Consider the following 19794-nt stretch of genomic DNA (forward strand, 5'->3'; position numbering starts at 1 on the left):
GATGCCCTGATGACGACTCTTTTCCCGATTGACCGTATTGCTCCGTCGCTGCTTGCCGCGGCTCTTCTGGCTGCCGTGGCCGGGCACGCCGACGCGCAGCAGGCGCAGTTGTTGCCGCAGCAGCAGCGCATCACCGATGAGGCGATCCATGCCGACCATGGCACCTATGAGGCCACCCAGGGTCGCATCCAGGCGCTCAATGACGGTGGGCGCCCGATCCGCGACTACCACCTGTCCAAGGCGCAGTGCTGGCTGGACGTGTCCTTCCACGAATACAGTCGCAACGATCGCAGCGCGTTCCCGCAGCAGGCGCTCACCGAATCGGAGACGCTGATCGTGGGCATGGAGCAGGGCGTCTCGCCGCTGCCCACCGATACGCCGCTGGTGAACAACGCCAAGTACCTGCGCGATGACCTGTGGCAGCGCCTGCGGGTACTGCACGGTGCGCCGGGCTTCGTGTGCGCGCAGCAGCAGGTCGCCTGTGGCGAAGTCGAGCTGGTGCACGCCGGCAACGAATTCAACCAGCAGCAGTGGCGCCATTCCAAGCCGTATATCCAGATCGCCGAGGAACTGGTCAATGACGCCGAGGCGCTGGCCCGCCAGTGCGATGTCGGCCCGGCCATCGTCGCTGCGCCGGGGCCGCTGGTGGCCAATGTGCTGTTCGAGTTCGACCGCGATGCGTACCGCGACATCCGCACCTATTCACTGGAAAGCGTGGACCGCGCGCTGGCCAGCATTGCCGATGAGTCCCTGCAGCTTGACGGTGTGACCCTGGTGGGTCATGCCGACCGCATGCAGGGCCGCGGCTTCGATGCCAACCAGGCGTTGTCCGAGCGGCGTGCCCGGACCGTGCGTGAGCTGCTGATCGGGCGGGGTATCGATCCGCACCGCATCCGCTATGAGTACAAGGGCGACACCCAGCAGGTACAGCAATGCGATGGCGTGCGCCCGCGTGCGGCACTGCTGGAATGCCTGCTCCCCAACCGCCGGGTGGAAGTACGCTTCGATGTGACGCGCTGATCGCAGCGCGCGATCAGCGCGGGTGACCGGTCCCGGTCTGCACATCCTGATCCACCGGGGTGCGCGCGGGCTCCGGGCGTGGCGGAAGCCAGGCCATCGGCCTGCTCCCCGCCAATGACAACCAGCCGCTGGCCATCGCCTTGGCGGGGTCGTGGAGCAGGCTGTACAGATCGACATCGCGGCCGGCGTCCTCGCCCCACAACATGGCCCAGGCATTGTGTCCACTTCGGCGGGCGCTCTGCAGCGCCCGATCGGCGGCACGCAGGCTGTCGTCGAGCGCATCCGGCGCATGCGCGAACAGCGGCAACGGTGCCATGCCGATAGTCGCCGTCAGGGTCAGATGCTGAGCCGGGCCGATGTCCACCACCAGGCGCTCGATCGCGGCACGCAGATGGCTCGCCAGCGCCTGCGCGGCTGGCGCAGCGGTATCGTGCCGGACGACCAGGAAGCTGGCGCCACCCCATCGGGCGATGCGGTCATGGCTGTCGCAGTGTCGGCGCAGGCACTGAGCCACGGCGCGCAACACGGCATCGCCGGCGGCCTCGCCGTGTCGCTCGTTGAGGGCTTTGAACGCATCCACTTCCAGCAGCATCACCACGCTGCGCTGATCGGCCCCGCCCTTGGCCCGTTCCGCGGCAAGCAGCTGTTCGGCCTCCCGCCGGTTGATCAGGCCGGTCACCCGGTCGGTGCTGCTCAGCAGGGCGAGGTGATGTCGTTGCCGGCGCATGCGCAGCACGACGAACGTGGCGATGCCCGCCACCACCAACAATGCAATCAGCGCGCCATTGCGCAGCACCCGCACACGATCCAGGTCCTGCATCGCATGGATGTCGGCCGGGTGGATGCTGCGCTCGGCGGTGGCCTGCAGCTTGGCGAGCTGATTGAGCGTCTCCCCTTTGCTGCGAGCCCGATCGATATCACGGGCCTGGCGCGCGTACTGCAGGGCCTGCTCGCGGTTGCCCAGCAAGGTATGGATATCGCCCAGCAGGTCCAGCCCGCCACGGACTTCATCGCTGAAATGGCCGCGCTCAGCCTGCTCCTGAGCCTGTTCCGCCAAGGGGCGCGCCGCTTCCGCACCGGCCTGATCAAGGGTGAGCCGGGCGAGCCGCTGCAGGGTGACCACCTGTCCCTGCGGGTCCTGCGCCGCCTGCCAGGCCAAGGCCCGGCGCAGCCCCGCTTCGGCGGCCGGCAGCTGTCCGCGCAGGCGTTGGATCTCGGCGCGGTGACTGACGATGCGGTGCAGGAACAGGTCCTGGCCGCCCACCCGCGTGCCAATCGCCTCGGCCCGACTGAAGGCCGTGTTGGCCTCTTCAAGCCGCTGCATCTGCAGCAGCGCATACCCGAAGTTGTAGTACAGGATGAGATCGCCGGGATTGGGCGGCCGACGCAGATGCTCGCTCAATGCGGTGGCTTTCTGCAGATAGGTCAGAGCGCCCTGTGCGTCGCCCATCGCGTCGCCGCGGATCATGGCGATCTGCATCAGCGCCCCGATCTGGCCCTGCACGTCGCGTTGGCGGACCGACTCCTCCAGGAAGCGATTGGTCAGCTCAAGTGCCTGGCCATGGTCGCCGCGCCATAACAGCAGGTGTGCGGCGATGGAGTGAGCGCGCAGCTGGTCCTCGGCCGTCGCATCGGCGCGCGCGGCCGCAGCCAGCAGGCGGTCGGGCAGGTCCATCGTCTGGTCGAGGTGGCCCTGCGAGCGCAGTGCCGCACCCAGGCAGCCGACCGCACCGATTTCGATCGACGTGGGCAGAGCGGGTGCCGCAAGCAACGAGCGCGCGATCTGCAGCGAGGTCCGCGGCGCGCTGGTCAGCAGGCCGTGGCACTGCTGCACCTGCGCAGTCAGTGGAACGCTGTCCATGGGGCGCTGCGCCAGCGCGCACGGGGCAGCCAGCCAGGATAGACAGACGAGCGCGGACAGCCCGCGACGGACAAGCGACAACGTAGGCATGAGGACAGCGACTTCCCGGTCGAGTGCGGACGGACGGCAATGAGGCACGTTCCTGGTGACACCGCAGCAGCGACGCTGCCGGATCACGCGCCGCTAATATACCCTCGTTGCCGCCGGACGCTGTCGCTCCGGCCTGGAGCCTGCCGCGCATGCCCATTATTCCACCGTCCCCCCGGACCAGCTCCCTCCCCGGGACTGCGACGCAGTCGCTGGGTCGCCGTACCGATGCCATGCTGCGTGGCCTGCTGAACATGGTCGGCCTGTTCCATCTGTTGATGGCGGTCTGGATCGCGCTGCGCATGGGCATGGGCCTGGACCTGATGGTGCCGCTCATTGCCGTGCTGCACGCGCTACTGTGCCTGCTGTGCCTGCTTCAACAGCGGGCGGGGAACGCCCTCCGCGCTGCAAGCCTCTTTGTCGGCGGCCAGCTGCTGCTGCTCACTGCAGCCTATGCGTACTGGGGGCTGGCGGCACAGTTGCGGTTGCAACTGGTGCTGCTGTTACCGGTCCTGTTCGTGGCGGCGGTGCTGGGCAGGCGTCCGCTGTGGTGGGTCACCGCTTGGCTGTGCCTGCTGATCGTGGTGGGGGCGTGGGTGGATGCCTCCACCTTGATGTTCCGCCCTGATCGGCTCCTGCTCGCGGTGAATGACCTGGCGATATGCATGTTCGCCACCCTGCTGGCTGCCTGGTTGCTGCATCACAGCGTCACTGGCCTGCGTGAGAGCCTGCAGGTCGAGCGGGAGCACGGCCGCGACCTGGCCCGCAAGCGCGATGAGCTGCAGGTGGAGATCCAGGAGAAGGAGCGCTCGCGCGACCAGTTGGTGCACGCGATGAAGATGGAGAACGTCGGTCGCCTCGCCAGCGGCATCGCGCATGACTTCAACCATCTGTTGGCCTTGATCCAGAGCTATATCGCCAAAGCCCGGCGCAGCCAGGCAGGTGAGCTCCAGGTGGCACTGCAGGGGGCCGACGCCGCGGTGCGGCGCGCGACGGCCGTCAGCCGGCGCTTGCTGGATTTCAGCCGGCTGGAGCACAGTCGGCCGCAGCTGCTGGATGTCGCGGCGACGATCACGGCCATGGTACCCACCCTGCAGCAGGTGTTCGACGCGCGGGTGCAGTGCGAGGTCGACAGCGGTCAGGTGCAGTGCCTGATCCATTTCGATCCGGCCCAGCTGGAGTCGATCCTGCTCAGCCTGGCGGTGAATGCCCACCAGGCCATGCCGGAGGGCGGCCATTTCTGCCTGGCGGTCGTGCAGCCCTCGCGTATTGATGAGGTGGTCATCCAGGTCAGTGACAGCGGCCATGGGATGAGCGAGGAGGTGCGTGCACGCTGCCTGGAGCCGTTCTTCACGACCAAGCCGGTCGGGCAGGGGACGGGACTCGGGTTGGCCGTCACGGCCAGCCTGGTCGAGGCGGCCGGAGGACACATCCAGGTGGAGAGCGGCAAGGACCGGGGTACCCGGGTCAGCATCCGTCTGCCGACCCGGCCGCTGGCGGCGGTGCCGGCCTGAACCGGGCCGTGGGCGGGGCCGCCCAGCCGCTACACTGCGGGCTGCTCTCGCGGAAACAACCCTGTGGTTTCTAGCTGGATCCTGCTGCTGGTCTCGGTGGCCTATGCCGCGCTCCTGTTCGGGGTGGCGTGGTGGGGCGACCGTCGGCCGATGTACCCCGACCGCCCGTGGCTGCGCCCGGTGGTCTACAGCCTGGCGCTGGCGGTGTACTGCTCGTCGTGGACGTTCTACGGCGCCGTCGGCACTGCGGTGCGCAACGGCGTGGGCTACCTGCCGATCTACCTGGGGCCGTTGCTGCTGTGGGTGTTCGGCTGGCGCATCATCGAGCGCCTGGCGCTGATCGCACGCAGCCAGAACGTGGTGTCCATCGCCGATTTCATCTCCTCGCGCTTCGGCCGCTCGCGGCGGCTGGCCGCGCTGGTGGCGGTGATCGCGCTGATCGGCATCGTGCCGTACCTGGCCCTGCAGTACAAAGCCGTAGCGATGAGCCTGCAGGTGCTGACCGGCAACGTCGGGCCCACCGGCTTCTTCACCGATCCGGCGCTGTACGTGGCGCTGTTGATGGCCTTGTTCGCCACGTTGTTCGGTACCCGCCAGGTGGATGCCACCGAGCACCACCACGGCATGATGCTGGCGATCGCGCTGGAGTCGATGATCAAGCTGATCGCGATGGTCGCGCTCGGTCTGTTCGCCTACCTGTGGCTCAACGACCGCACCGATGCGGTGATCGAATCGGCGCACACACTGTTCAGCGGCCTACCGCCGGTCGGCTTCATTTCGCAGACCCTGCTGAGCTTCCTGGCCATCATCTGCCTGCCGCGCCAGTTCCATGTGGCCGTGGTCGAATGTGGCGATGTGCGTGATATCCGGCGCGCGCGCTGGATGTTCGGGGCCTACCTGGTGATCATCTCGGCGATGGTGATTCCCATCGCCACGGCGGGCGTGACCCTGTTCGGCACCGGTGGCAGCGTGGCCGACGACAGCATGGTGCTGGCCCTGCCGCTGGCCGAGGGGCGCAAGTTCCTGGCACTGGTCGCCTACGTCGGCGGCTTCTCGGCGGCAACCGGCATGGTCATCGTGGCGTCGATCGCGCTGGCCACCATGGTCAGCAACGACCTGGTGATGCCGGTGCTGCTGCGCCGCAATGATCACCACGAGGACGCAGCAAACGTCGCCTCACGCGTGTTGTGGATCCGGCGTACGGCGATCCTGCTGCTGGCCCTCGTGGCCTACAGCTATTACCGCGGCAGCAGCAATGACAGCACGCTGGCGTCGTATGGACTGATGGCCTTCGCGGCCGTGGCCCAGTTCGCGCCCGGGCTGATCGGCGGCCTGTACTGGCGCGGTGCCAGCCGCCGTGGTGTCGAGGCCGGCATGCTGCTCGGTTTTGGCACCTGGGTCTATACCCTGCTGCTGCCGGCGCTGACGCATGCCGGCTGGATGGATGCGAGCTGGCTGGTGCAGGGCCCGTTCGGTATCGACTGGCTGCAGCCGCAGCACCTGTTCGGAATGAGTGGCTGGGACCCGCTGACCCACGGCACGTTCTGGTCGCTGCTGGTCAACGTGGCCGCGATGGTACTGGTCTCGGTGCGCTGGCGTCCCGGCGTGGACGAGCGGCTGGGCGCGGCGCCCTTCCTGGATCCGTATGCACAGCGGCCGTCGGTCGCCGGTGCGTGGCCGGGCCATGTGCACGTGGGTGACCTGCTGGCGCTGGCCGCGCGCGTGGTGGGTGACCGCCATGCACGGCGCTCGTTCTTCGAACAGGCGCAGTCACTGGGGCGCGAGCTGCAGGCGTCGGCCCCGGCCGACCGTGCCTGGGTGCAGTTCACCGAACGCCTGCTGGCCGCCTCGATCGGTGCGGCGTCCGCACGTCTGCTGCTGACCAGCCTTTTGCGCGGCTCGGGCATGGATCTGGGCGAAGTGGTGGCGGTGCTCGATGAAGCCGGCCAGGAACTGCGCTTCAACCGCGAGATCCTGTCGACCACGCTGGAGAACATCAGCGCGGGCGTCAGTGTGGTCGATCCGGACATGCGTCTGACCGCCTGGAACCGCCGCTACCAGCAGATGTTCGGCTATCCCGACGGGATGCTCTACGTGGGCCGCCCGGTCGCAGATCTGATCCGCTACAACGCCGAGCGTGGCGAGCTGGGCGAGGGCGAGATCGAGGTGCAGATCAACCGTCGCATCGGTTACATGCGCGCCGGTTCGCCGCATATCTTCGAGCGCACCCGCAGCGACGGCAAGGTGATCGAAATGCGCGGGCAGGCGCTGCCCGGCGGCGGTTACGTCACCAGCTACAACGACATCACCGACTACAAGCACGCCGAGCGCGCGTTGCTGGAAGCCAACGAAACGCTGGAGCAGCGCGTGGCCGAACGTTCGCACGAGGCGGAGATGGCGCAGCAGTCCAAGACGCGTTTCCTGGCGGCGATCAGCCATGACGTGCTGCAGCCGCTCAACGCCGCGCGCCTGTTCGCTTCTGCGCTGCGTGAGAGCCACCACAACAACGAAGAGCAGCGGCATCTGGCCGAGCGCGTGGATGCGTCACTGCGCGCAGCCGAAGAGCTGCTGGATGGCCTGCTGGACGTTTCCCGGCTGGATGCCGGCGGGCTGCACCCGGTGATCGGCGATTTCGACGTCAGCCTGTTGATGCGCGAACTGGCGGCGCAGTACTCACCCGTCGCCGCCGGGCGTGGCCTGCGCCTGGACCTGTTCGCACGGCCGGCGTGGGTGCGCAGCGATCGCCGCCTGTTGCGCCGCGTGCTGCAGAACTTCCTGGCCAATGCACTGCGCTACACGCGCCAGGGCCGCATCGTGCTGGCGGTGCGGCATCGCGGGCCGGAGGTGGAGCTGCAGGTATGGGATACCGGCCCGGGCATTCCCGAACACCACATGCAGCAGATTTTCGATGAGTTCCATCGCTACCAGCAGCCCTTCGACTGGGGCGAGCAGGGGCTGGGGCTGGGCTTGTCGATCTGCCAGCGCATCTCGCGCCTGCTCGATCACCGCCTCAATGCGCGCAGCCGCGTGGGCAGCGGCAGCATGTTCTCGATCCTGCTGCCGCTGGTGGCCGCACCGGCGCTGCCCAGCGTGACAGCGCTGCCGGCACCCAGCCCGGTCACCCGCACCGATTCGCTGGCGGGCATGCGCGTCCTGTGCGTGGACAACGACCAGGAGATCCTGGATGGCATGCGCGCACTGCTCGGCCGTTGGCAGGTGCAGGTGATCACCGCCAGCACGGTCGACCAGGCACTGGAGAAAGTGGTGGAACGGCCGGATGTGATGCTGGTGGATTACCACCTGCATGACCGCCTGGATGGGCTGGATACCTTGGTGGCCCTGGGCCAGAAGGCCGGGCGTGCGATTCCGGGCGCGCTGCTCACTGCCGATGGCCGCGATGAGCTGAAGCGGATGGCGCGTGACCGCGGTTACCGGTTGCTGACCAAGCCGATCAAGCCGGCCTCGCTGCGTGCTTTCCTGGCCGCCTTCCACGACACCCGCGGCGATCTCTAGCCGCGGGCTGGCGGCGGTCGCCGTGCCCGATCAGGCCACCGCACCGCTGAGGTGTTCGTACAGGATGGTGGAGCCGATGATGATCAGGATCACGCCACCGATGATCTCGGCGCGCTTGCCCACCATGCCGCCCAAGACGCGGCCGAGCATGATTCCGCAGGTCACCATGGTGAGCGTGCACAGGCCGATGACCAGCGCCATGACGCCGATATGCACGTCGAGGAAGGCCAGGCCGATGCCGACCGCCATCGCATCGATGCTGGTCGCGAAACCGGTCATCGCCAGGCGCCAGAAGCCGTGGTGTCTGCTGGTGTCGTCTTCCTCTGCGCCCTCATCGGGGCGCAGGCCGTTGATGATCATGTGCACGCCCAGCGCCCCGAGCAGGCCGAACGCGATCCAGTGATCGAAGGCCTCTACGTACTCCAGCGCAGCGCGACCGAGCAGCCAGCCGATCACCGGGGTGATGCCTTCGATGACACCGAAGATCAGGCCGGCGCGCAATGCATCGGAGAAACGTGGCTTGCGCATGGCCGCGCCCTTGCCGATCGCCGCAGCGAAGGCATCGGTGGACATGGCAAAGCCGATCAGCAGGATCGAAACAGGGGACATTGGGGTACGCGGCAGGTCGGGCGATAGCGAGCAACGGACCGCGAACGCGCCCAACCTGTCGTTGCGCACGCGGACCGCTGGTCTCGCCAACCAAGATGGTTGCCCGCACCACGGCGCACTGGCCGAGTATGTTGATACGGGCGATTCCTTCAGCAGGAATCCGGCTACTCCCCAAGGGGACGCGAAGCTTAGCACCGGGGTTGCGGCATGGAGCGTTTACCGGCAATTGCGCAGGTAACGCTGGAATTCATAGCTCCGGCTATAACGCCTACTCTTCTTCGGGCGGCAACACGATCTGTTCGTCGTCGATGGCCAGCTTGCCGGCCATCAGCACCGCCTGGGTGCGGTTGGTGACGCCGAGCTTGCGCAGGATCGCGGTGACATGGGCCTTGATCGTCGCCTCGGAGACGTTGAGGTCGTAGGCGATCTGCTTGTTGAGGCGGCCGGCGCCGAGCATCTGCAATACCCGGAACTGCTGCGGCGTCAGCTCGCGCAGGCGCTGGCCGATCTCGCGTTCCTCGCGCCCGGTCTGGGGCACGTTGTGCGCTTCCGGTGGGGCCCAGGTCTCGCCATCGAGAATGGTGCCCAGTGCATGACCGATGGTGTCCGAATCGGCGGATTTTGGGATGAAGCCAAAGGCGCCGTGGTCGAGCGCGCGTCGCATCACCGTCGGTTCCTCACGTGCCGACACCACCACCACCGGCAGCTGCGGGTGCAGGGCACGCATATGCACGAGCGCGTTGAAGCCCTGCGCGCCGGGCATGTTGAGGTCCATCAGGACCAGGTCGGCGTCGGTGTGCTGGTCGGCCAGCTGGTACAGCGCTTCCACGCTGTCCGCTTCGTACAGCTGCACGCCGGGGATGACGCGTTGCACGGCCCCGCGAAGGGCTTCGCGGAACAGCGGGTGGTCATCGGCAATCAGGAGGGTCGTCATGGTGGGGGCCATGTTGCGGAGGCGTGCAGCGACGCAACGAAAAAGTCTATCGAGATGACAGCCCCCTGAGTCAGGGGGCGAAAGGTTACTTCACTTCACTTTGCGTTCTTCCACCAGCGAGGCCACGACCGACGGATCGGCCAGGGTCGAGGTGTCGCCAAGCTGGTCCGGGGCGTTCTCGGCGATCTTGCGCAGGATGCGGCGCATGATCTTGCCCGAGCGCGTTTTCGGCAGGCCCGGCGCCCACTGCAGATGGTCGGGCGCGGCGATCGGACCGATCTCCTTGCGCACCCAGGCCACCAGCTCCTTGTGCAGTTCATCGCTCGGCGTCTCGTCGGCGATCAGCGTCACGTAGGCATAGATGCCCTGGCCCTTGATGTCGTGCGGGAAGCCGACCACGGCCGCTTCGGCAACCTTGGGGTGCGAGACCAGCGCGCTTTCCACTTCGGCGGTGCCGATGCGGTGGCCGGAAACGTTGATCACATCGTCGACGCGGCCGGTGATCCAGTAGTAGCCATCTTCGTCACGACGGCAGCCGTCGCCGGTGAAGTAGCTGCCCGGGTAGGTGCGGAAGTAGGTGTCGATGAAGCGCTGATGGTCGCCGTAGACGGTGCGCATCTGGCCCGGCCACGAATCGCGGATGATCAGGTTGCCTTCGGTGGCCCCCTCCTGGATTTCGCCATCGGCATTGACCAGCGCCGGCTGCACGCCGAAGAAGGGCAGGGTGGCCGAGCCCGGCTTGAGATCGACCGCGCCGGCCAGCGGCGAGATCAGGATGCCGCCGGTTTCGGTCTGCCACCAGGTATCCACGATCGGGCAGCGGCTGTCGCCGACCACCTCGTAGTACCAGCGCCAGGCTTCCGGATTGATCGGCTCGCCAACGCTGCCGAGCAGGCGCAGCGAACTGCGCGAGGTGCGCTTGACCGGTGCATCGCCTTCGCGCATCAACGCGCGGATCGCGGTGGGGGCGGTATAGAAGATGGTGACCTGGTGCTTGTCGATCACGTCCCAGAACCGCGAGGTGTTCGGGAAGTTCGGCACGCCTTCGAACATCACCGAGGTGGCGCCGTTGGCCAGCGGGCCGTACACGATGTAGCTGTGGCCGGTGACCCAGCCGACATCGGCCGTGCACCAGTAGATGTCGTCCTCGCGCAGGTCGAACACCGCTTCATGGGTGTAGGCCGCGTACAGCAGGTAGCCGCCAGTGGTGTGCAGCACGCCCTTGGGCTTGCCGGTGGAGCCGGAGGTGTAGAGGATGAACAACGGATCCTCGGCATTCATGCGCTCGGGCTCGCACTGCGCCGGCTGCGGGTCCACCACATCGTGGAACCAGCGGTCGCGCGGGGCCTGCATGTCCACCGCGCCGCCGGTGTGGCGGACCACCAGCACCGTTTCCACGGTGGTGGTGCCGGGCAGCTTCAACGCCGCATCGACATTGGCTTTGAGCGGAATCTTCTTGCCACCGCGCAGACCTTCGTCGGCGGTGATGATCAGCTTGCTGCCGCAGTCGATGACGCGGTCGGCGATCGAGTTCGGGGCGAAGCCGCCGAACACCACCGAGTGGATCGCACCGATACGCGCGCAGGCCAGCATGGCCACGGCGGCGTCGACGATCATCGGCAGGTAGATGGTGACCCGGTCGCCCTTCTTGACGCCGAGGTTGCGCAGCGCGTTGCCGAGGCGGCAGGTGCGCTCATACAGCTCGCGATAGGTGACGCCCTGCGCCGGGGCATCCGGGCTGTCCGGTTCGAACAGCAGGGCGATCTTGTCGCCGCGCTTGTCGAGCTGGCGATCCAGGCAGTTGACGCTGGCGTTGAGTTCGCCGTCTTCGAACCACTTGATGCGGAAATCGTCGAGCTGGTAGCTGACGTTCTTGATACGGGTCGGTTTCTTGAACCAGTCCAGGCGCTCGGCAGCCTTGCCCCAGAAGGCATCCGGATGCTCCACCGATTCACGGTAGAGCTGCTGGTACGTGTTCTTGTCGATCCGCGATGCCGCGGCGAACGCGGCGTCGACGGGGTAAAGATCAGCCATGGCACCCTCACTTGCACGTTGACTTGGGTTGTGCGGTCGCAGCATAAGCGGCGACCTATCCCCCTCAGTTTGCCGCATCCACCCGCCTGCGCGGTGTCGAGGTGGTTAGACCATGGTCGAACGCCGACCACCCCTATATGACAGGGCAGCCAACCCCGGTAGCTCACGACCGTTGGTCGTGAGGCAAGGCGGACCGACCAACGGTCGGTACCTGCGCGGTGCCTGCGGCACCTGCCGGTCGCCTGCCGGCGCCCGGGTCGTACTCGCCCGTTGGGGCGAGTACGACTAATGGCCAATAGCTTCGGTGCGTCAACGCGCCGCACCCTCGGGTCGACCGTGCCCCATGCGCGGCATCACCTTGCCACCCGGGAGAGAGGGCAACATGAGCCACCGTTTGCTGAGGACGACACGCCGGCCGTTGGCCGCTGCCATGTTCGTCGCATTGATCGCGCCAGGCATGGCGTTCGCCGAAACCGCAAAAGAGAAAGCCCTGGAAGCCCGCGTCGTCGAGCTGGAACGCCAGGTCCAGCTGCTGCTGAACAACCAGCAGCAACAGCAGGTCCAGATCAGCCAGGCCCAGACCGATGTCACCGCGGTGCGCACGGTCCAGGCACAGCAACCGGTGGCGGCCACGGTGCCGGCCGGCAAGCAGCCGATCCAGGTCACCACCATCACCCCGGGCGCCGCGCCGGGCACCACGGTCAAGATCGGCGGCTTCATCAAGGCCGATTTCCTCGCCACCCAGACCGGCGACGGTCAGCTCGCCGACGATGCCACCGGCCGCGCGCTGTATCTGCCGGGCCAGACCCCGGTGGCCGGTGCCGGCGGCAGCGGCAAGCGTTCGGACGTGGACTACAACGCCCACGCCAAGTTCTCGCGCTTCAATCTTGGCATCGACAATGTCAGCGAGGCTGGCAACAAGTCCGGTGCGTTCTTCGAGATGGACTTCTTCGGCAACTCGCTGGGCAACCAGACCGCGACCAATACCTACGGTGCGACCCTGCGTCACGCCTACATGTACTGGAACAACTGGATGGCCGGCCAGACCTGGTCGAACTTCATGGACGCGGCCTCGCTGCCGGAAGCCGCCGACTTCGTCGGCCCGACCGACGGTGTGATCTTCGTGCGCCAGGCACAGATCCGCTACACCCAGGGCGGCTTCAGCGTCGCGCTGGAAAACCCGGAAACCACGCTGCTCACCGGCACCCGCAACCCGGTCACCGGCGCGTGGACCAACGTGGCCAGCAACTCCGATCGCGGCGCGCTGCCGGATCTGACCCTGCGTTATGGCTGGAAGGGCGATTGGGGCACCTTCGGTGTCGGCGGCGTGGTCCGTCAGCTCAAGGTCGACAACCAGACCACCGGTGCCGATGCGGACAAGATCGGCGGCGGCCTCACCCTGGGCGGCAAGTGGGTGATGGGCGCGACCGATACGCTGCATTACCAGGTCACCGGTGGCGAAGGCATCGCACGTTACATCGGCCTGGGTGTCACCGCTGATACCGCGTATGACATCGCCCGCGACGAACTCAACCCGACCGGCGTCCTGGCCGGTTACGTCGGCTGGCGCCATGCCTTCACCCAGAAGTTGCGCACCAACCTGATCTACGCGCGCAGCGATTACGACAACGACGGCAGCCTCGGCCCGCTGGTCACCAAGAGCGTGCAGAGCATCCGCGGCAACGTGTTCTACACACCGATGCCCAAGGTCGATGTCGGCGCCGAGCTGATGTATGGCGTGCGCGAGATCGAGGATGGCCGCAAGGGCGATATCAGCCGCCTGCAGTTCACGACGAAATACAGCTTCTAAAAGAAAAAACGATTGCCGGTGTACAGCCGGCACAACACAACGATTGCTTCGGAGGGGAAGCGTCCTATGTCCACCACACCCGCACCAACAAAAGCCCAACTTACCCAGGGACACAAGAAGGTCATCTTCGCGTCCAGCCTGGGTACTGTCTTCGAGTGGTACGACTTCTTCCTGTACGGCTCGCTCGCCGCGATCATCGCCAAGCAGTTCTTCAGCGGCGTCAATGAAACCACGGGCATGATCTTCGCCCTGCTGGCGTTCGCGGCCGGCTTCTTCGTGCGCCCGTTCGGTGCGGCCTTCTTCGGCAGCCTCGGCGACCGTATCGGCCGCAAGTACACCTTCCTGGTCACGATCCTGATCATGGGCATCTCGACCTTCCTGGTCGGCGTGCTGCCCAACTACGCCTCGATCGGTTTCGCCGCCCCGGTGATCCTGATCATCCTGCGTCTGGCCCAGGGCCTGGCGATGGGTGGCGAATACGGGGGTGCCGCGACCTATGTCGCCGAGCATGCACCGGCCGACAAGCGTGGCCTGTACACCAGCTTCATCCAGTGCACCGCAACGCTCGGCCTGTTCATGTCGCTGCTGATCATCCTGGCCTGCCGCTACTTCCTGGGCAATGAAGCGTTCGAAGCCTGGGGCTGGCGTATTCCGTTCCTGGTCTCGATCGTGCTGCTGGGCATCTCGGTGTGGATCCGCCTGCAGCTGAGCGAATCCCCGCTGTTCCAGCAGATGAAGGCCGAAGGCAAGGGCTCCAAGACCCCGTTCCGTGACAGCCTCAAGGACGGCAACCTCAAGCTGATGCTGCTGGTCCTGCTCGGTGCCGCAGCCGGTCAGGCCGTGGTGTGGTACGGCGGCCAGTTCTACGCGCTGTTCTTCCTGAGCAGCATGCTCAAGGTCGACGCGACCACCTCCTACCTGCTGATCGCCGCCGCGCTGGCGCTGGGCGTGCCGTTCTTCATCTTCTTCGGCTGGCTGTCGGACCGTATCGGCCGCAAGAAGATCATCCTGGCCGGCTGTCTGCTGGCTGCCATCACCTACATCCCGATCTTCAAGGGCCTGACCCACTTCGCCAACCCGGCCATCGAAGAAGCCCGCACCAACTCGCCGGCGCTGGTCAATGCCGATCCGAACACCTGCTCGTTCCAGTTCGATCCGGTCGGCCTGCGCAAGTTCACCAGCTCCTGCGACGTGGCCACCGCGGCCCTGACCAAGGCCGGTGTGCCCTATGAAGTGAAGCCGGCACCGGCCGGTACGCTGGCGACGGTATCGGTGGGCAGCGCCGAGGTGACCTCGTACGAGGCTGCCGGCCTGACCAAGGAAGAGCTCAAGGCCAAGGGCGATGCCTTCGGTGGCGAGCTGAAGGGCGCACTCAGCACCGCCGGCTACCCGGCCAAGGCGGACAACGCGCGCATCAACATCCCCGGCACGATCTTCATGCTGTGGCTGCTGGTGCTGTACGTGACCATGGTCTACGGCCCGATCGCCGCCTACCTGGTCGAGTTGTTCCCGACGCGTATCCGCTACACCTCGATGTCGCTGCCGTACCACATCGGCAACGGCTGGTTCGGTGGCTTCCTGCCGGCGATTTCCTTCGCGCTGGTGGCCGGTACCGGCAACCTCTACTACGGCCTGTGGTACCCGATCATCATCGCGTTGATGACGGTCGTGGTCGGTGGCCTGTTCCTGCATGAAACCAAGGATGTGGATATCACCAAGTAACGGTGATCCACATGGCAAGACGAAGGGGCCGCGATGCAGATCGCGGCCCTTTCTGTGTCCGGGGTAGTGCCGGCCGCTGGCCGGCTCCCGAAGAACCTACGGAGAAGCGTGTGAGGCTGCCGGCCAGCGGCCGGCACTACCGATCCCGCCATCACGCAGCCTGCCGCTATAGTCGGGCCATGAGCGATGCCCACACCGATCCCGCTGCACTGCCCGCGATCCTGCAGACCCTGCGCACCGCCTGGCAGGCCAACCGCCCGACGCTGGAACAGCGCCGCGATGACCTGCAGCGCCTGCGCGCTGCCCTCAAGGCGCGCCTGCCGGACATGGCCGCGGCGATCTCGGCCGATTTCGGCCACCGCTCCACCCACGAATCACTGATCGCCGATGGCATGACCGTGCTCGGCGATATCGACCACCTGTGCGGCCATCTGCGCGGCTGGATGCGGCCGCGCAGGGTCGGGGTCGGCTGGCGGTTCTGGCCGGCGCGCGCGCAGACCCGGCCGGTGCCACTGGGCGTGGTCGGGGTGATCTCCCCCTGGAACTACCCGGTCAACTTGGCGCTGATTCCGCTGGCCACCGCGATCGCCGCCGGCAACCACGTGATCCTCAAGCCGTCCGAGCACACCCCCCGCACCAGCGCCTTCCTGCAGTCGCTGCTGACCGACGTCTTCCCCTCGGATCGCGTGGCGGTCGTGCAGGGCGATGGAGACCTCGCTGGCGCCCTGGCCGGCTCGCCGCTGGACCACCTGGTGTTCACTGGCTCCACCACCATCGGCCGCAAGGTCATGGCGGCCGCCGCCGAGCACCTGACCCCGCTCACGCTGGAGCTGGGCGGCAAATCCCCGGCGATTGTCTGCAGCGACTACCCGTTGGAGAAAGCCGCCGCGCGCCTGGCCACCGGCAAGTTCTTCAATGCCGGCCAGACCTGCATCGCGCCGGACTACGTGCTGATCGACGGCCATCGCCAGCGCGAGCTGGTGCAGCAGCTGCAGACCCAGGTGCAGGCGCGCTATGGCGATTTCAGCGACGCCGCCGATTACACCCGGATCATCCACGACGGCCAGTACCAGCGCCTGCGCGGCTATCTCGAGGAGGCCCGCGCGCGGGGCGTGCCGGTGATCGAACTGGCCATGGTCGATCCCGAGCGTGCGCAGCGCGAGCGGCTGATCGTACCGACCATCGTGCTCGATCCGCCGGCCGATCTGGCCCTGATGCGCGAGGAGATCTTCGGTCCGATCCTGCCGGTCTGCGCATATCCCGATCTGGACGCCGCCATCGCGGCGGTGCAGTCACGTGACCGCCCGTTGGCGCTGTACGTCTTCAGTCACGAGCGTATGCAGGTGGAACGGGTGCTGGCGCAGGTGGTGGCCGGCGGCGTCACCGTCAACGACACGCTGCTGCATTTCGCGGTCAATGGGCTGCCGTTCGGCGGCGTTGGCCCGAGTGGCATGGGCGCCTATCACGCGCGTGCCGGCTTCGATGCGATGAGCAAGCAGCTGCCCATCCTGTGGCAGTCGCGCTGGGCCGCCAGCGATCTGCTCAAGCCGCCGTATTCGAAGATCGCCGTAATGTTGAAGGCGATGGTGCGGTGATGACCGCCGGCAGGGACGCCCGCTACAGATTCCTGAGGGCAGCCAGGAACGCGTCGGGATCCTCCGGGGATACCAGCAGCGTGTAACCGGCCGTCGTCGGCAGAATCACCACCTTCGCTGGATCCGTCACCGCTGCAAATGCTTTCCCCTTGCTGGTTCGGAACCACCCCAGTGAGAGGCCCGGCATGCCGATGCCATTGGTTCGCAAGGTCAGTGGGGTGTCGTTGCTGCCGGGCAGCCGTCGGCGTGCAGCGGAGAGATCAATCTGCGCCATCGCGACCGAGACGGTGTATGCCCCGCCGCCGACGGTCAGGGTCGTGGCGTCCGCTGTCAGTCGGATCGCGCTGAGCTGCCAGACACCAAGCAGGCCGATGATGGCGGCCAGACAGGTGGCGCCGAGCGCGGCCAACTGGGAAATCCTGTCCTGCCCTAGGAAATAGACCGCTATGCCGACCAACAGCAGCGGGACGACGCCGATCAGCAGCACCGCAGCGAGCGTCTTGTAGTTCAACGCGTGGATGGCGAATTCAGTGGGCATGGGGTGTCGGAACTCCTTCGGGCATATGTCGCAGTCACGGGCGGCATGTCGAGAATCTTCCTCCGGTCGACAACGATACAAGTGGGGAAGCTCCTCGCCTTGATGTGCGAAAGCACCTACAGAACTCCGAGTCATCGGCGACATTTACAGCGTGATATCGCCTTGCCCACTGGACAATGTGTTGCGCTACTGGCCCCGGCGCCTCTGCCCGCGAGTGGCGCTGCGGGTCAATCACGTCATGTGGCGCAACGCTCCCTCAACGCCCCGGCTGCGACGATCGGCCGTCGTGGAACCACGCATAGGCCGCAGCTTCCAGCTCGCCTTCCTCGGCGATCACCGAACCGTCCTCGTCCAGCAGGGTGTAGTGGCGCTGGTCACCGCCCAGCGCGGCACTGCCATCCAGCCCGAGCAGCAGGGTGTACAGGGCGTCGGTGGTGAAGACATCGAGCATCTCCCGCAACTGCTGGGTCTGCTCGGGCGACAGGTCCATCGCGGCGATCCTTGCTGCGCACGCCGTGCCTGGGGTCCATGCAGCGGCCAGCAGGTGCGCTTTCTCCGCATACCATTTTGAGACGAAGGCATCTGCGTTCATGGGATAACTGCGCTCCGGAGGGGTGGGCCAGAGCCTAGCGGGGAGAGAGAGACGTGTGGCAAAAATCTGCGTGTCCCGGACGTGTGAGGCTGCCGGCCAGCGGCCGGCACCACCTGCGCCCACCGACCAACGGTCGGTGGCTACCGGTAGAATGGTGCGCATGAAAATCGCCTCCTGGAACGTCAACTCGCTCAACGTGCGCCTGCCGCACCTGGAACAATGGCTCACGGCGTTCGCGCCGGACGTGGTCGGCATCCAGGAAACCAAGATGGAGGACCACAAATTCCCCGACGCGGTGCTGGCCGGGCTGGGCTACCGCAGCGTGTTTGCCGGGCAGAAGACCTACAACGGCGTCGCGCTGCTTTCGCGCGAGCCGGCGCAGGACGTGCAGATCGGCATCCCCGGCTTCGAGGATGAGCAGAAGCGTGTCATCGCCGGTACCGTCAACGGCGTGCGCATCATCAACCTGTACGTGGTCAACGGCCAGGACGTGGGCACCGACAAGTACGCCTACAAGCTGCGCTGGCTGGAGGCCGTGCATGCCTGGGTCGAGGCCGAGCTGGCGAAGTACCCGGAGCTGGTGGTGATGGGTGACTTCAACATCGCGCCCGATGCCCGCGACGTGCACGACCCGCTGGTCTGGAACGAGAACCACATCCTGACCTCCACTGCCGAGCGCGGCGCCCTGAACAAGCTGCTGCAGCTGGGCCTGCACGATGCCTTCCGTCTGCACAGCGAGGAAGAGGGCGTGTTCAGCTGGTGGGACTACCGGGCGGCCGGCTTCCGTCGCAACCTGGGCCTGCGCATCGACCTGACCCTGGTCTCCGACGCGCTCAAGGCGCGCGCGCTGGCCTCGGGCATCGACCGTGAGCCGCGTACCTGGGAGCGCCCCAGCGACCATGCCCCGGCCTGGGTGCAGCTGGGCTGATCGTGGAAACAACAAGGCCCGGCACCGCCGGGCCTTGTTGATCAAACGGGTACGTGCGGTCGTTACCGCACGTTTCTGCGCGTAAACAGATTCACGATCGCGAGCAGGATCACTGCGCCGATCAACGAGAACAGGAACGTGCGGATGGTGATCGCTTCATTGATGCCACCGCCGAACAGCCAACCGGCCAGCAATGCGCCGACGATGCCGACCACGATGTTGAGGATGATGCCTTGCTGCGCGTCCCGCTTCATGATGATGCTGGCAAGCCAGCCCACGATGCCGCCGACGATCAACCAGATGATGATGCCCATAACGTTGACTCCCTCTGTGCGGTTGCAACCCCTGCAGTGGACGGCACACCCTGTGAAATCGTCGTGCAGCCGCGATGGCGGAGCCGTGGCATGACCCTGCCAGCGACGCTGGACGGCCCTTGGCGCTTCGGCCCGGTCACGGTCTGGCGCCTGCCGCATGTGCCGGGCACCCGGGGCGAGCCCCAGGCCCGGGTGCTGCTGGCCGAGCAGCTGGGCGGGGTGCCGGAGGAGCTGCCGCTGCAGCGCGATCCGCGCGGCCGGCCAGAGTTGCATGGCCCGTTGGCGCATATCGGCACTGGTTGGAGCCACAGCCACGGGCAGCTGCTGGTCGCCCTCGGTGAAGGCGTCCGCCTCGGCGTGGACCTGGAGCCGCTGCGCCCGCGCCCACGAATGCTGGACATCGTGCAGCGCTTCTTCCACCCGGCCGAGATCGCCTGGCTGGAATCGCTGGACGAGAACGCCCGCAACCATTGGTTCTTCCGTGTGTGGTGTGCCAAGGAAGCGCTGTTGAAGGCGCAGGGGCAGGGCATCTCCTTCGGTCTGCACCGGCTGCAGCTCGCGCCCGGCATCGACGGTGGCCTGCACCTGGCCTGGTGCGACCCGGAGCTGGGACCGGCCGAGCGCTGGCATCTGCATGAGTGGCAGGCAGCCGATGATTTCCGGGCCGCGCTGGCCTGGCATGCCATGTGAGATGGGGCGCCGACCCGCGGTCGGCGCTACCGA

At 66.6% G+C, this 19794-nt stretch carries 15 protein-coding genes; 8 read left to right on the plus strand and 7 right to left on the minus strand.

Features of this window, described 5'->3' with window-relative positions; genetic code table 11:
• Nucleotides 1-9: 9 nt before the first annotated feature.
• A complete protein-coding gene (locus ACWV8V_RS11950; protein WP_259261918.1) occupies nt 10-1020 on the plus strand; it encodes an OmpA family protein in 1011 nt (336 codons plus the stop codon).
• Nucleotides 1021-1033: 13 nt separating this feature from the next.
• Here ACWV8V_RS11950 and ACWV8V_RS11955 read toward each other — a convergent pair whose 3' ends face one another.
• Nucleotides 1034-2881 (minus strand): tetratricopeptide repeat-containing diguanylate cyclase, encoded by a 1848-nt coding sequence (locus ACWV8V_RS11955; RefSeq protein ID WP_346468674.1) that lies wholly within the window; start codon nt 2879-2881, stop codon nt 1034-1036.
• 239 nt (nt 2882-3120) lie between these two features.
• On the opposite strand from ACWV8V_RS11955, the gene ACWV8V_RS11960 reads away from it, so the two are divergent.
• Nucleotides 3121-4482, plus strand: coding sequence for a sensor histidine kinase (locus ACWV8V_RS11960; protein WP_455899818.1), 1362 nt, complete (start codon nt 3121-3123; stop codon nt 4480-4482).
• Nucleotides 4483-4545: 63 nt separating this feature from the next.
• Nucleotides 4546-7995 (plus strand): hybrid sensor histidine kinase/response regulator, encoded by a 3450-nt coding sequence (locus ACWV8V_RS11965; protein WP_259261921.1) that lies wholly within the window; start codon nt 4546-4548, stop codon nt 7993-7995.
• Between the two features lie 30 nt (nt 7996-8025).
• On the opposite strand, the gene ACWV8V_RS11970 is transcribed toward ACWV8V_RS11965, so the two are convergent.
• The 3 genes from ACWV8V_RS11970 to acs form a co-directional block, all read right to left on the minus strand.
• The gene (locus ACWV8V_RS11970; RefSeq protein ID WP_259261922.1) at nt 8026-8604 is read right to left on the minus strand and encodes a manganese efflux pump MntP; all 579 of its coding nucleotides are present in this window, start codon (nt 8602-8604) and stop codon (nt 8026-8028) included.
• Nucleotides 8605-8872: 268 nt separating this feature from the next.
• Entirely contained in the window at nt 8873-9538 is a 666-nt protein-coding gene (locus tag ACWV8V_RS11975; RefSeq protein WP_121040978.1) for a response regulator transcription factor, read from the minus strand.
• Nucleotides 9539-9628: 90 nt separating this feature from the next.
• Nucleotides 9629-11572: an acetate--CoA ligase gene (gene acs, locus ACWV8V_RS11980; RefSeq protein ID WP_259261924.1), complete on the minus strand. Its 1944-nt coding sequence runs from the start codon at nt 11570-11572 to the stop codon at nt 9629-9631.
• 382 nt (nt 11573-11954) lie between these two features.
• On the opposite strand from acs, the gene ACWV8V_RS11985 reads away from it, so the two are divergent.
• From ACWV8V_RS11985 to ACWV8V_RS11995, 3 genes are all read left to right on the plus strand, one after another.
• Entirely contained in the window at nt 11955-13382 is a 1428-nt protein-coding gene (locus ACWV8V_RS11985) for a DcaP family trimeric outer membrane transporter (RefSeq protein WP_455899819.1), read from the plus strand.
• A 66-nt stretch (nt 13383-13448) separates the two neighbouring features.
• The gene (locus ACWV8V_RS11990) at nt 13449-15104 is read left to right on the plus strand and encodes an MFS transporter (protein WP_123729789.1); all 1656 of its coding nucleotides are present in this window, start codon (nt 13449-13451) and stop codon (nt 15102-15104) included.
• Nucleotides 15105-15283: 179 nt separating this feature from the next.
• On the plus strand, nt 15284-16699 hold the full coding sequence (locus ACWV8V_RS11995) for a coniferyl aldehyde dehydrogenase (protein ID WP_259261926.1): 1416 nt from the start codon (nt 15284-15286) through the stop codon (nt 16697-16699).
• A gap of 22 nt (nt 16700-16721) precedes the next feature.
• Here ACWV8V_RS11995 and ACWV8V_RS12000 read toward each other — a convergent pair whose 3' ends face one another.
• Nucleotides 16722-17237 (minus strand): PH domain-containing protein, encoded by a 516-nt coding sequence (locus ACWV8V_RS12000; protein WP_259261927.1) that lies wholly within the window; start codon nt 17235-17237, stop codon nt 16722-16724.
• A gap of 256 nt (nt 17238-17493) precedes the next feature.
• On the minus strand, nt 17494-17727 hold the full coding sequence (locus ACWV8V_RS12005; RefSeq protein WP_455899820.1) for a hypothetical protein: 234 nt from the start codon (nt 17725-17727) through the stop codon (nt 17494-17496).
• Between the two features lie 262 nt (nt 17728-17989).
• Here ACWV8V_RS12005 and xth point away from each other — a divergent pair, with 262 nt between their 5' ends.
• Nucleotides 17990-18757 (plus strand): exodeoxyribonuclease III, encoded by a 768-nt coding sequence (gene xth / locus ACWV8V_RS12010; protein ID WP_259261929.1) that lies wholly within the window; start codon nt 17990-17992, stop codon nt 18755-18757.
• A 62-nt stretch (nt 18758-18819) separates the two neighbouring features.
• On the opposite strand, the gene ACWV8V_RS12015 is transcribed toward xth, so the two are convergent.
• Complete coding sequence (locus ACWV8V_RS12015) at nt 18820-19071, minus strand: GlsB/YeaQ/YmgE family stress response membrane protein (protein WP_123729793.1); 252 nt, start codon at nt 19069-19071, stop codon at nt 18820-18822.
• Nucleotides 19072-19161: 90 nt separating this feature from the next.
• Here ACWV8V_RS12015 and ACWV8V_RS12020 point away from each other — a divergent pair, with 90 nt between their 5' ends.
• Nucleotides 19162-19761: a 4'-phosphopantetheinyl transferase family protein gene (locus ACWV8V_RS12020; protein ID WP_259261930.1), complete on the plus strand. Its 600-nt coding sequence runs from the start codon at nt 19162-19164 to the stop codon at nt 19759-19761.
• The last annotated feature ends 33 nt before the right edge of the window (nt 19762-19794 follow it).

The organism is Stenotrophomonas sp. Ker107b (genome assembly GCF_053847245.1).

What these genes read in the sequence shown, in the direction of transcription:
- ACWV8V_RS12000 (WP_259261927.1), bottom strand. Translation starts at nt 17,237, where the DNA reads ATGCCCACTGAATTCGCCATCCACGCGTTGAACTACAAGACGCTCGCT.
- ACWV8V_RS11975 (WP_121040978.1), bottom strand. Translation starts at nt 9,538, where the DNA reads ATGACGACCCTCCTGATTGCCGATGACCACCCGCTGTTCCGCGAAGCC.
- ACWV8V_RS12020 (WP_259261930.1), top strand. Translation starts at nt 19,162, where the DNA reads ATGACCCTGCCAGCGACGCTGGACGGCCCTTGGCGCTTCGGCCCGGTC.
- ACWV8V_RS11995 (WP_259261926.1), top strand. Translation starts at nt 15,284, where the DNA reads ATGAGCGATGCCCACACCGATCCCGCTGCACTGCCCGCGATCCTGCAG.
- ACWV8V_RS11970 (WP_259261922.1), bottom strand. Translation starts at nt 8,604, where the DNA reads ATGTCCCCTGTTTCGATCCTGCTGATCGGCTTTGCCATGTCCACCGAT.
- acs (WP_259261924.1), bottom strand. Translation starts at nt 11,572, where the DNA reads ATGGCTGATCTTTACCCCGTCGACGCCGCGTTCGCCGCGGCATCGCGG.
- ACWV8V_RS11950 (WP_259261918.1), top strand. Translation starts at nt 10, where the DNA reads ATGACGACTCTTTTCCCGATTGACCGTATTGCTCCGTCGCTGCTTGCC.
- xth (WP_259261929.1), top strand. Translation starts at nt 17,990, where the DNA reads ATGAAAATCGCCTCCTGGAACGTCAACTCGCTCAACGTGCGCCTGCCG.
- ACWV8V_RS12015 (WP_123729793.1), bottom strand. Translation starts at nt 19,071, where the DNA reads ATGGGCATCATCATCTGGTTGATCGTCGGCGGCATCGTGGGCTGGCTT.
- ACWV8V_RS11985 (WP_455899819.1), top strand. Translation starts at nt 11,955, where the DNA reads ATGAGCCACCGTTTGCTGAGGACGACACGCCGGCCGTTGGCCGCTGCC.
- ACWV8V_RS11955 (WP_346468674.1), bottom strand. Translation starts at nt 2,881, where the DNA reads ATGGACAGCGTTCCACTGACTGCGCAGGTGCAGCAGTGCCACGGCCTG.
- ACWV8V_RS12005 (WP_455899820.1), bottom strand. Translation starts at nt 17,727, where the DNA reads ATGGACCTGTCGCCCGAGCAGACCCAGCAGTTGCGGGAGATGCTCGAT.
- ACWV8V_RS11990 (WP_123729789.1), top strand. Translation starts at nt 13,449, where the DNA reads ATGTCCACCACACCCGCACCAACAAAAGCCCAACTTACCCAGGGACAC.
- ACWV8V_RS11960 (WP_455899818.1), top strand. Translation starts at nt 3,121, where the DNA reads ATGCCCATTATTCCACCGTCCCCCCGGACCAGCTCCCTCCCCGGGACT.